Origin of the sequence: Acutalibacter intestini, from assembly GCF_034334985.1 — a bacterium.
Taxonomy (GTDB): Bacteria; Bacillota; Clostridia; order Oscillospirales; family Acutalibacteraceae; genus Acutalibacter; species Acutalibacter intestini.
On the sequence record NZ_JAWXXL010000042.1, the window covers coordinates 17,221 to 27,471 of the forward strand.

General features: G+C 50.2%; 13 protein-coding genes. 5 read left to right on the forward strand and 8 right to left on the reverse strand.

Translation table 11 applies throughout. The features are described 5' to 3' along the window. Window positions 1-15: 15 nt before the first annotated feature. The 3 genes from feoB to U8U68_RS18820 all read right to left on the reverse strand — a co-directional run bounded on the left by feoB (window position 16) and on the right by U8U68_RS18820 (window position 2,945). The gene (feoB, locus tag U8U68_RS18810; protein WP_322203584.1) at window positions 16-2,403 is read right to left on the reverse strand and encodes a ferrous iron transporter B; all 2,388 of its coding nucleotides are present in this window, start codon (window positions 2,401-2,403) and stop codon (window positions 16-18) included. A 74-nt stretch (window positions 2,404-2,477) separates the two neighbouring features. Further along, window positions 2,478-2,699, reverse strand: coding sequence for a FeoA family protein (locus tag U8U68_RS18815; RefSeq protein WP_322203586.1), 222 nt, complete (start codon window positions 2,697-2,699; stop codon window positions 2,478-2,480). A gap of 33 nt (window positions 2,700-2,732) precedes the next feature. Next, a complete protein-coding gene (locus tag U8U68_RS18820; protein WP_322203588.1) occupies window positions 2,733-2,945 on the reverse strand; it encodes a FeoA family protein in 213 nt (70 codons plus the stop codon). 1,318 nt (window positions 2,946-4,263) lie between these two features. Between U8U68_RS18820 and U8U68_RS18825 the strand changes: the two genes are divergently transcribed. Continuing rightward, window positions 4,264-4,839, forward strand: a complete 576-nt coding sequence (locus U8U68_RS18825; protein WP_322203590.1) for a hypothetical protein — start codon at window positions 4,264-4,266, stop codon at window positions 4,837-4,839. A gap of 62 nt (window positions 4,840-4,901) precedes the next feature. Here the strand turns inward: U8U68_RS18825 and U8U68_RS18830 are convergent, their stop codons facing one another. Further along, window positions 4,902-5,450, reverse strand: coding sequence for a flavodoxin family protein (locus U8U68_RS18830; protein ID WP_322203592.1), 549 nt, complete (start codon window positions 5,448-5,450; stop codon window positions 4,902-4,904). 10 nt (window positions 5,451-5,460) lie between these two features. Next, window positions 5,461-6,006, reverse strand: a complete 546-nt coding sequence (locus U8U68_RS18835; protein ID WP_322203594.1) for a flavodoxin family protein — start codon at window positions 6,004-6,006, stop codon at window positions 5,461-5,463. Window positions 6,007-6,151: 145 nt separating this feature from the next. On the opposite strand from U8U68_RS18835, the gene U8U68_RS18840 reads away from it, so the two are divergent. Then, the gene (locus U8U68_RS18840; RefSeq protein WP_322203596.1) at window positions 6,152-6,484 is read left to right on the forward strand and encodes a winged helix-turn-helix transcriptional regulator; all 333 of its coding nucleotides are present in this window, start codon (window positions 6,152-6,154) and stop codon (window positions 6,482-6,484) included. A gap of 532 nt (window positions 6,485-7,016) precedes the next feature. On the opposite strand, the gene U8U68_RS18845 is transcribed toward U8U68_RS18840, so the two are convergent. The 3 genes from U8U68_RS18845 to U8U68_RS18860 all read right to left on the reverse strand — a co-directional run bounded on the left by U8U68_RS18845 (window position 7,017) and on the right by U8U68_RS18860 (window position 8,551). Continuing rightward, window positions 7,017-7,352 (reverse strand): inositol monophosphatase family protein, encoded by a 336-nt coding sequence (locus U8U68_RS18845; protein ID WP_367575861.1) that lies wholly within the window; start codon window positions 7,350-7,352, stop codon window positions 7,017-7,019. A gap of 168 nt (window positions 7,353-7,520) precedes the next feature. Then, a complete protein-coding gene (locus U8U68_RS18850; RefSeq protein ID WP_322203598.1) occupies window positions 7,521-7,865 on the reverse strand; it encodes a GNAT family N-acetyltransferase in 345 nt (114 codons plus the stop codon). Between the two features lie 494 nt (window positions 7,866-8,359). Beyond that, window positions 8,360-8,551 (reverse strand): DUF3788 family protein, encoded by a 192-nt coding sequence (locus tag U8U68_RS18860; protein ID WP_437124450.1) that lies wholly within the window; start codon window positions 8,549-8,551, stop codon window positions 8,360-8,362. Window positions 8,552-8,567: 16 nt separating this feature from the next. On the opposite strand from U8U68_RS18860, the gene U8U68_RS18865 reads away from it, so the two are divergent. The 3 genes from U8U68_RS18865 to U8U68_RS18875 all read left to right on the forward strand — a co-directional run. Beyond that, window positions 8,568-8,693 (forward strand): hypothetical protein, encoded by a 126-nt coding sequence (locus tag U8U68_RS18865; RefSeq protein WP_322203603.1) that lies wholly within the window; start codon window positions 8,568-8,570, stop codon window positions 8,691-8,693. A gap of 667 nt (window positions 8,694-9,360) precedes the next feature. Next, window positions 9,361-9,930 carry a hypothetical protein gene (locus U8U68_RS18870; RefSeq protein WP_322203604.1) on the forward strand — a complete coding sequence of 190 codons (570 nt, stop codon included), beginning with the start codon at window positions 9,361-9,363 and terminating at the stop codon, window positions 9,928-9,930. Between the two features lie 20 nt (window positions 9,931-9,950). Continuing rightward, window positions 9,951-10,251 (forward strand): transposase (locus U8U68_RS18875; RefSeq protein WP_322203605.1); only part of this gene is annotated, 301 nt, incomplete at its 3' end.

A 10,251-nucleotide genomic window follows, 5' to 3' on the forward strand; every position in this document is an offset into this window, starting at 1 on the left:
AGGCCTCCCTTCTGTTTATTTTGAGGCCGCAGCCACAGAACTCAGCCTTTGCGACGGTCCTTCGCCCTGATACCCCTTGCGAACCAACAGATAGATAATGGTGGCCAGGGCAGCCAGGGCAACCACCGTCCACAGGCCAAAGCCCACCGTGCCGGTAAGCAGCCCGCCAACCTGGTAGACAATCAGGGAGATTACATAAGCAAAGCCGCACATATAGCCGATCGCGGCACAGGTCCATTTCACGTTGTTCATTTCCCGCTTGATAGCGCCCATAGCCGCGAAGCAGGGGGCGCACAGCAGGTTGAACACCATAAAGGAGTATGCGGACGCTGCGGTGAACGCCAGGGCGACATTGGCAGCCAGGTTGCCGGGGTAAAGCACCTGCATGGTGCTGACCACTTCTTCTTTGGCAATCAGCCCTGTGATGGTGGCCACAGCCGCCTGCCATGTGCCAAAGCCCAGGGGGGCAAAAATCACAGCGATTACACGGCCCACTGCGGCCAGCAGAGAGGTGTCGCTGTCCTCTACCCAGCCAAAGCCGCCGTCCGTAAATCCAAAGTTGCTTAGGAACCAAAGGATGATGGTGGATAGGAGGATGACGGTGCCAGCCCGCTTGATGAAGGACCAGCCCCGCTCCCATGTGGAACGCAGGACGTTGCTGGCAGAGGGCGCGTGATAGGAGGGCAGTTCCATAACGAAGGGGGCGGGCTCCCCGGCAAAGGCTTTGAATTTTTTCAGCATAATGCCGGAAACCACCACGGCGGCTATGCCGATAAAGTAGGCGGAGGTGGAGACCAGGGCAGAGCCGCCAAACAAAGCCCCGGCAAACAGGGCAATAATGGGCATCTTCGCCCCGCAGGGAATGAAGCCGGTAGTCATGATGGTCATTTTGCGGTCCCGGTCCTGCTCAATAGTGCGGGAGGCCATAATGCCAGGAACGCCGCAGCCAGTGGCTACCAGCATGGGAATGAAGCTTTTGCCGCTGAGTCCAAAACGGCGGAAAACGCGGTCCATGATGAAAGCGATCCGGGCCATGTAGCCCACATCCTCCAGGATAGCCAGCAGCAGGAACAGCACCAGCATCTGGGGCACAAAGCCCAGAACAGCGCCTACGCCGCCCACAATACCATCCAGAATCAGGGAGGCCAGCACCCCGCTGACCCCCATGGCCTCCAGCAGGTTTTCAGCCAAGACGGGCAGGCCGGGGACATAGGTCCCGTAGCTGGCGGGGTCAGGCTCCTCCACTGTAAGGGCCTCGGCATAGCTTTCTGCCGTTACCTCCAAGGTACTGACTTCACCGGCATCGGCGTCATAGAGGTATGCCACAGGCTCCCCGCCCTCATATGCCTCTATGATAGCGGAAGCCTCCTCAAACGCACCGGCAGCCTCGTCATAGCCATCTACATCCGAGCCAGAAAAGGGCAGGAACCAGCCATCCCCGAACAGGCCGTCGTTAGCCCAATCGGTGGCGGCAGTACCGATAGAGACGCCCCAGCCGCCCATAGCAAGGGCATACACAAGGAACATGACAGCCACGAAGATTGGCAAGGCCAGGATGCGGTTGGTAACAACCTGGTCAATTTTGTCAGAAACGGACAAGCTGTGCTTCGCGGCCTTTTTTCGCACCGCTTTGGACACCACAGTGTTGATGTAAGAGTAGCGTTGATTGGTGATGATGCTCTCCGCGTCGTCGTCCATCTCCCGCTCGCAGTCCGCAATATGTTCTTCCAGATGGGATTTCAAATCAGCAGGGAGACTCAATTCCTCCATCACCTTCTCGTCCCGTTCAAAAATTTTGATGGCGTACCAGCGCAGATATCCGTCGGCCACCCTGCCCTGAATAGACTCCTCAATATGGGCCAGGGCATGTTCTACACTGCCGGTGAACACATGGGGCAGCTCCCCAGCCTGCTTCTTCTGCGCCAGAGCCACGGCCTTTTCCGCGGCGGCCATGCCTCCCTCACCCTTGAGCGCGCTCATCTCCACCACTTCACAGCCCAAGGCATTCCCCAGCTTGGCAAGGTCAATGGCGTCGCCATTCTTCCGCACCAGGTCTATCATGTTTACCGCCACCACCACGGGCAGGCCCAGTTCAATCAATTGAGTGGTGAGGTAAAGGTTGCGCTCAATATTGGTGCCGTCCACGATATTGAGGATGGCATCTGGCTTCTCCTTTACAAGATATGACCGGGCTACTACCTCTTCAAGGGTGTATGGGGACAGGGAGTAGATGCCGGGCAGGTCCTGGATTATGGTATCCTTATGGCCCTTCAGCCGGCCCTCCTTCTTCTCTACCGTTACCCCAGGCCAGTTTCCCACATACTGGCTGGAACCGGTGAGGGCATTGAACAGGGTTGTCTTGCCGCAGTTTGGGTTGCCCGCCAACGCAATTTTGATATCCATTTGATGATCTCCTTCTGTGTATTAGTCGCATCTAACTCAAGGCGCAAATAATAGCGGCTTTCCGCCGCGCTGGCTTACTGGACTTCGACCATCTCCGCGTCGCCCTTGCGGACAGACAACTCATAGCCTCGGACGTTCAACTCCATCGGGTCCCCCAGGGGAGCCACCTTTCGCACGAAAATTTCTACCCCTTTGGTGATGCCCATGTCCATAATGCGGCGTTTCACCGGGCCTTCTCCATGGAGCCGCGCCACAACCACAGTTTCGCCCACCTTAACATCTTTCAGCGTTTTCATATCCCTCTTCCTCCTTTCTATGAAAAATAATTCTTAGACCATAATTCGATTTGCCATCGTTTTATCCAGCGCAATCCGGCTGTCCTTCACCTGCACGATAATGTTTCCTCCCATCTCGCTGACTACCGTTACATCGCTGTCCACCACAAAGCCCAGCTCTGCCAAATGCTGGCGCACTTCGTCCTTCCCGGAAATTTTATGGATGGTAATGGTCTCTCCGACCTTTGCCATTGTAAGCGGCATCATTTCTTCACCTCCTCAACAAAGCGGTTAACCGGCGCTAACCTTTGTGACGACCTCAGTTTACCACCACTAACCGCCATTGTCAAGCCCGCGTGAAGAAAAAAACACCTTTTGATTAGAAAACGCTAACTTATTGCCCGGCACAGACCCGAAGAATTGCCAGGTAGCACAAAAATTATTGGCTAACAAAGCCTTTGAGGAGGACCGATGATTGCCGGAGGGGTATGGTGGAGTGGATTTTGAGAAAGAGGTTCAAGCAGTGGTTGTGTTCGGATCCCGCTAAAAGCCGTACCCTTTGGGGAGGAAAATTGAGCGGTAGCCTAGCTTCTGCTCTGCCGCCTTGCTTGAAGCTGCCCGCGTCGGCGGCAGTGAGGAAGGTTTGCCGCCGGGGGTTATCCATGGAGAGACCTACTTTCCATGAAGCTTATACCTTGAAGTATACACGATCTAAGCTCGGTTGGTAAGGTGGATTTCCCGGTTTTGCCCTGCCCGGATTTCCCAAGACTCTGCTGCCCGGCCCAAAGCCGTGGGGCAGGCCCTTAAAGGCTTCGATTTCAGCGTCTGTGCCATTGCGCTTAATTTGTTCAATGCTCCGCTCCATGGCGCTGTAGCAGGCAATCCAGTCGCTGGGCCCATGCGGGCGTAGGTGGGCGGCTTGGCGCCCAGCACCTCCCAGTACCCGGTTACTGCGACCGGATGCGGTTATTTTGTCAAAGGCCGTGTCACTGATGACTTCCTCAATGGCAGTAACACAAAAAAGAACGACTCCGTATAAGGGGAATCGCTCTTTTGCTGCTCCATGGGACTACTTATCAAACTCTTTGGATACATCTTCCAGCAGCTTGCGGATCTCCAGATGCTCGGGGGCATATCTTCCCGCACTTGCCGCACTTCACGCAATCCTTGGCCTTGGTGCCCTTACCGGTATGGATGTTGTTATAGTAGTAATCGGCATTCCAGTTTCCGAAAGCTTTTTTGCGTTGAGTACAGAGAACAAGCCGGGGATATGGATGCCCTTGGGGCATTCCTCCATGCAGTAACGGCAGGCTGCGCAGGGGATGTGGGTGTTTGGCCGTGGAAGATTTCGGTGACCTTCCGCACGGCCTCCAACTCCACCGAGGAGAGGGGCTCTTCGAGGGTCACCTGGAGTACGGGGACGAAAAGTGGAAGAAGCTGTACGGCTTTCTTGCGATCTCTGGATACTCTAAAGATACGGTACAATGAATTTATAACGGGAACGAGTACAAATACACGGATACAGTGCCATCAGAACGCGTTCCGGTACTTTGGCGGGGATCCGGAGGAGATTCTGTACGGCAACATGAAGCAAGTGGTGACCAAGCGGATTTTGAAGCAGGAGCCCCCCACGCTGAACCGGCGTTTGAGGATTTTGCGGGGTTCTCCGGATTCAAGCCCATCCTTTGCCGGCCCTACCCGAGGCCAGACGAAGGGGAAAGCGGAGCGGACGGTGCGGTTTGTGAGAGATAATCCCATGGTGGGGATCAGGTACAGCTCCCTGGCAGATTCAAATGGACAGGCCACTACCAAGGAGATCCCCTTTGAGCGGCTGAACATGGAGGGACTGGGCGCCCTCTCCGGGAGCACATCATCGACAAAATCAACCGGATGCGGGTACAAAAAGACCGCCTCATCTCTTACGCCGGCAATCCGTACGCTGTTCCCGGAATACGTCGGCAAAGATGTGGCGGTGGGGGCCAGTATGTTAGCGGTATATTACGAGGGAAAGCAGATCAAGGACATGGTTGTCGTTCCCCAGCACGATAGAATGCTTAAGGCAACACCGCACCATTCTAAGCACCGTCTTGCTTGCAGATTTTCCGTGATAGCGCACAGCTTTCGCTGGTCAATGGTGAGATGGACGGCGCTCAATCTGTAGCCTCTCACGAAAAATCTGACTGCCCAATACGGTGCTTAGAATTGTGCGGTATTGCCTTATCTTTATTGAATTGATTTTCCTAAACCGTAGGCTTCTTGCAGTTCGGGTTTTCCGGCAATGTCCCCCATAGCCATTACACCGCCGCAAAGCACTTTTCCAATGCTTTTCCACCCTAAATGTTTTTCAAGACGGTCATACCAATAAAGAGTTTCTTCAAAGCCGTGGCCCTCGGCTGCCATAATGAGAACACTTTCCTTTTTAGGGTTTCGATCATTAGGGTCACATTCCGCAACAGCAAATAAGCGGTCAAAGGCAGTTTTTAATTGACCGCTGATCGTCCAATAGTAAAGCGGTGTTGCAAGAACAACGATGTCCGCTGCCTTGTAAACAGGATAAATTTTATCCATATCGTCTTTTTGGACACAAGGGCTATCCGGGTTTTTACCGCCGCCTAAACAGCCTTTACAACCATTTATGTTCATACCGTCAAGAAAAAACTCTGTCACGGTGTTTCCGGCTTCTTCTGCGCCTTTTCTAAATTCCGCTGTTAATGCCGCCGTATTTCCGGTTTTTCTTGGACTTCCATTGAGAATAATTATTTTTTTGCTCATAATTACCTCCTCAAATTGCATTGGCTAAATCAGCCGCTTTTTTGCAGCCTTCGGTTTTGTCTATATCGCCAACATTTAATACGCCCGGAATTAAAACCTTGCCTACCATTTTCCATTTATTCAATGCCGCCATACGCTCAATAGGAATAAGAACGCCGTCCATGACGGACATATCATCTTCTTCACAACAGGTAATCAGCGCACATTCCTTTCCGGCAATATCTTTGCCGCCGACAACCATAGAAAAAATACGGTCAATGACACCTTTAATCTGCGCCGGGATAGAATACCAGTAGACAGGCATGGTAAATACGATAACGTCCGCTTCAAGAATTGCCGGTGCAATCGTGTTGAAATCATCATCAAAAGTGCAGGCTTTTCCCGTCGAAAAACAGGTTTCACACGCCCGACATCCACCTACTTTTCTTAATGCAGCGTCAAACCTTGTGATTGTGTGCCCCTTTGCTTCGGCGGCCTTGATGAAAGCGTCTGTCATAGCAAAGCTATTCCCGTTTTCCCGGGGGCTTCCCGTTATTACAACTATTTTTTTGCTCATAAAATATGTCCTCCTAATTCTGCGAGATTGACTTTCTCTGCTTTTGATATTATAATCTTAGCAAGAATTGAAACAAAATCAAGTACGCACATATAAGTGCGATACTTACAGTAAAGTTATATACTTACTTAAAGGAGAGTATAAAATGAGTGAACACTGCATTTCCAATGAATGTCTTGAAACAACCGGTTTCAGCTATACCTTGTCATTAATCAATGGCAAATATAAAATGACTATTTTGTATACTTTAATGGAGTTCGGAGTCGTTCGTTTTAACGAAATGAAGAAATATATCAGTGGAATTTCGTATAAGACTTTAAGCTCCACCTTAAAAGAATTAGAAGCAGACCAATTAGTGTATAGAAAAGAATATCCACAAATCCCGCCAAAGGTAGAATATAGTTTAACAGAGCGCGGAAAATCCTTAATTCCTATTTTAGACGGAATGTGTGAATGGGGTGACAAAAACAGGTTATAAAATGGAATGAGAAGGATTTCATAGCCTGTTATGCACATTTCCACACTGCTTGGCTTTTGGTCTTTGGTTTTTTGTTCGCAATAGTGTGGTGCTGGCGGTCTATCCGCTGTTTTCGATTGCTTGCTTCTTTACCGTACGCGAGTGTTCCTTCAAGGGATGTCACGAAATTTTCATTCACGACCATTCACAACTTTGTAAGGAACGATCACTGCCACAAGCAAAAGGCCCGCTTTCGCCGCAATATAGCTTTGACCGTCCGGCGGGGGCAGCGGAAGCTGTCCCGTGGGTGCTGGGCAGATTGTTGGTGGGGCACGGGCGGGCATTGCCCAAAAGCCGGAACGCCCCGTTGGTTCCGCTGGTGGCTACCACCGTAGAGTAGCACGCGGGTAATGATGAAAAAAGCCCCATCCTCGTAATAGGCTGTTACATTTGGCTATTGATGAAAAAACGATATGGAACGGGTATGGAATGCCGGTGGGAAAAATGGGCTTACGAGTACAAGTATTGCAGAGGTGGAAAGACTCTTTGTAGTTTAATACGCAAAGAGTCTTTGTGTTGGTTCCATGATTATTTGGGGGAAAGATACAGCGCTATGCTGATAGTCGTGCATAAGGTTGGTAGTCCCGTCAACCAGGTCTAAAATCCAAAAGCTCTCCGCCTTCATTTCCTGCAAACCGGTTTCTTTACCAAGAAACTGAATATCCGGCGCAAGGGCAGACAGCTCCTTCTTTAAAAAATTCTGCACGGCAATATCTACCTGTGTTACATAATCCGCAAGACCTTTCTCTTTCACATGAGCGGCCGTTTCACGGTTTTTCATGAAGCTCTGCGTATTTGTTGCGGAACTGATATTTTTTTGAATACCCATATTCGTTTCCTCCATTGGCTACGACTACTGGTTATCAATCGACTCATCAAATCACTCTTTAAGATTTCATAAAGATGATAATCCCACCAAGTCGAAGCCATTTTACCCTGACGGGTGGTTCCTTCTCTCGTAAACCCATATTTTTCCAGCACCTTACAGGACCCAATATTATTCACGGTCCGTCCAAATCCGTTTAAGCTCAGTATTATCAAAACAAAATCTCACCATTGTATCCATGGCTTCTGTCGCATCCCCCTTATTTCCCCATAATCTTATGAATCGCATTAAGTTCAATTCTGAGATGAAAGCTCTTTGATGGCTTTTCTGTTTTTTCAAAAAGCAATTCTGGATTCTTATCCCCGTCTTGCCAGGGCCATTTCCCCAATATGTATGGATTGCTTTATCAGGCATCCACTCTTTCAAGGCTGGAATATCATCTGCACACATCATTCTCAATGAAAGCCTTTCGGTATGAATGATTGGTTTCTTTTCAATACAATCTGCTAATGCCATATACCTCTCCCAAAAGTTCAAAACAGTAGATCAATCAAAATCCTGTTGCAGTGCCAGTCCACAGGTAAAAGCGACATTCCATCCACAGTCCTAAAACCGTTCTAACCCCAATAGATCCTCATAAAACTTTCGTGCGACACTTATGTCCGCCACAGAAATAACCATACAAGTGAATTTCATAGTATCAGCTCCTTGGAAATTTTATGCCTTTATTTCGGCGAGACAGCGGTTTGTTTTTCTTCTTCACCATCCTTTGTCCGCCAACGTTTTAAGATTGGTAAGAATTTTTTGCAGTTCAGATATTTTCGTAACTCTAAAATTGTATTTCTTGTTTCCATTGATACAAATCTCCGCATCTATTTTATACGCAGATCGGGGAACGCACAAGCAACTTGCTGTTGCCCCCTGTCTATGAGTAAAGGCTACAATGTTTCTTTTATGATGATATGCGTTTCCAAAGATTAAAGCGGCTAAATACATCCTCTCCGGTTTCCTCATCTCGCACATCCAGCATTAACCACTTCTATCCGTTTCCGCTTTTGTGCTTTAAATACCGTCTGTACATAGCCGGAGCATAGCGGTATGAGAACTGCAAGTTCATGACTTCCTATGACCACGGGGGCGATAAAATAGCCTTTCATTGGATCGAGCGTACAAAGAAACCTTCCGCTCTTTTTGTACTTAATATTTCAGCCAGCCTGCATGGAACAACGGTTGTGTTCCATGCAGGGCTTGTCTGGTACCGTAGAGGAATGGCAGCAGATTGCCGAACCCCTGGGGGCAAAGGCCCTGGTGGGATTCATATTCCCGGATGGCAAGGAGATATAGGCAAAAAGAAAAAGCCCTGACGCCTATGCGTCCGGGCCTAAATCCATGTCTGATTTTGTCTTGCGTTTCGTTTTGCATTTTAAAGCAAAACGCCATTTTTGAGGTCAAAAAATCCATTTTACGAACGCTATCACGTTTCAGAAAAGTACGAAAAGCGGCCATATACCAGGAGTTCCCCAATATATGGCCGTTTTCGTTATGACCTTACCACGCTTAAAAGATGCCTTCAGCCTTTGAGCCAGCCTCCAGTTATTGTCTGAGCATTTAAGGCAACACCGCACAATTCGCGGCTGGCGCCTTAAGCACCGTATTGCCTTAAGCTTCACTTTATGTCTGTTCCTTCTGTCTATGAAGTCTGCATCGGCCCCCCTAAATCAGAAAAATCATGAGGAAAAACTCTTATCATCAAGCATGGACAAATACATGAACATTTGCTCCTCTTGCTTATGAATGAGTTTTAATAGGAACACTGTAATATCAAGGCTTTTCGGAGCCAGCATCCACAAAAAAATATTATTTGAGCTATCACATTACGTAGAAAGCCGTCCGGCATGAAAAAACGGGCGGCTTTTTTGCGTGGATAGCTGGGAGGGAGGCGAAAAAATAGTAACAAAGTTTTAGCGTAAGATTTGTGCAACATTCACGAAATTAAAAAAGGAGGTAACGAATGGCAGACGAAAAATTAAACGTGAGCCCGGAGGAAAATCCCCAGCCCAGCTTGTTCGATGCCGGCCCGGCGGGTGCTCCTGCCCAGGACGCTCCCACCCCGGAGCCCCCGGCCCCGGAGAACATTCCCGAGCAGGCCGCCGTGGATGCGCCCGCCCAGGATGCCCCGGCGGGTGCTCCCGGCGAGGTGAGTGTCTCCGCTGACCAGATTGAAAAGCTGATGGCGGAGCGCCGGGCGGCGGGACGTGCGGAGGTGGAAAAGAACGAGCCGCCCGAACCGGAACAGCCGCCCACCCCGGCCCCGGAGGAAAAGGCCGCCGGGGAAAAGGAGCCCGAGAAAAAGGGAAAGGCCGCCAAGGAAAAAGCGCCCGAGCCGGATAAGCCCAAGGGCAGGCGGGGCCGCAAGCCCAAGGAAGAAAAGGCGGGGCCCGGTGAACCGGGAGGGATGCGGGCCCGCCGTGGCCGCCCGGCCAAGGCTGACAAGGCGGCCACGGACAAGCCCCCGGCCCAACCTCGAGACAAAATGGAGCTGTTGACAAAGTGCCCCCAAATCGCTCGAAATATGGTATAATTAGAGCAGGGGGCAAGGAAATGCAGTTAAAATATCACATGGTAACGATAGAGGATTTGGTACCGGAAAATCATTTTCTGCGGAAATTGGAAGCGGAGCTGGATTTATCGTTTGTGTATGAGGAGACGGCTCACTTGTACAGCCGGAGGTATGGCCGTGCGCCCATTGACCCGGTAGTAATAGTAAAATACCTGTTGCTGGGTTTTTTGTACGGCATCCCCTCGGAGCGGCAGATCGAGGTACGGTGTGCGGACAGCAATGCGTTTCGTTGGTATCTTGGAATAGATTTGGATGAACGAGTGCCAGACCACAGTACGATCA

Excerpts from the sequence above, each read along its gene's own strand:
- feoB (WP_322203584.1), bottom strand. The coding sequence starts at position 2,403 with ATGGATATCAAAATTGCGTTGGCGGGCAACCCAAACTGCGGCAAGACA.
- U8U68_RS18815 (WP_322203586.1), bottom strand. The coding sequence starts at position 2,699 with ATGAAAACGCTGAAAGATGTTAAGGTGGGCGAAACTGTGGTTGTGGCG.
- U8U68_RS18820 (WP_322203588.1), bottom strand. The coding sequence starts at position 2,945 with ATGATGCCGCTTACAATGGCAAAGGTCGGAGAGACCATTACCATCCAT.
- U8U68_RS18825 (WP_322203590.1), top strand. The coding sequence starts at position 4,264 with ATGAAGCAAGTGGTGACCAAGCGGATTTTGAAGCAGGAGCCCCCCACG.
- U8U68_RS18830 (WP_322203592.1), bottom strand. The coding sequence starts at position 5,450 with ATGAGCAAAAAAATAATTATTCTCAATGGAAGTCCAAGAAAAACCGGA.
- U8U68_RS18835 (WP_322203594.1), bottom strand. The coding sequence starts at position 6,006 with ATGAGCAAAAAAATAGTTGTAATAACGGGAAGCCCCCGGGAAAACGGG.
- U8U68_RS18840 (WP_322203596.1), top strand. The coding sequence starts at position 6,152 with ATGAGTGAACACTGCATTTCCAATGAATGTCTTGAAACAACCGGTTTC.
- U8U68_RS18845 (WP_367575861.1), bottom strand. The coding sequence starts at position 7,352 with ATGGGTATTCAAAAAAATATCAGTTCCGCAACAAATACGCAGAGCTTC.
- U8U68_RS18850 (WP_322203598.1), bottom strand. The coding sequence starts at position 7,865 with ATGGCATTAGCAGATTGTATTGAAAAGAAACCAATCATTCATACCGAA.
- U8U68_RS18865 (WP_322203603.1), top strand. The coding sequence starts at position 8,568 with ATGGAACAACGGTTGTGTTCCATGCAGGGCTTGTCTGGTACCGTAGAG.
- U8U68_RS18870 (WP_322203604.1), top strand. The coding sequence starts at position 9,361 with ATGGCAGACGAAAAATTAAACGTGAGCCCGGAGGAAAATCCCCAGCCC.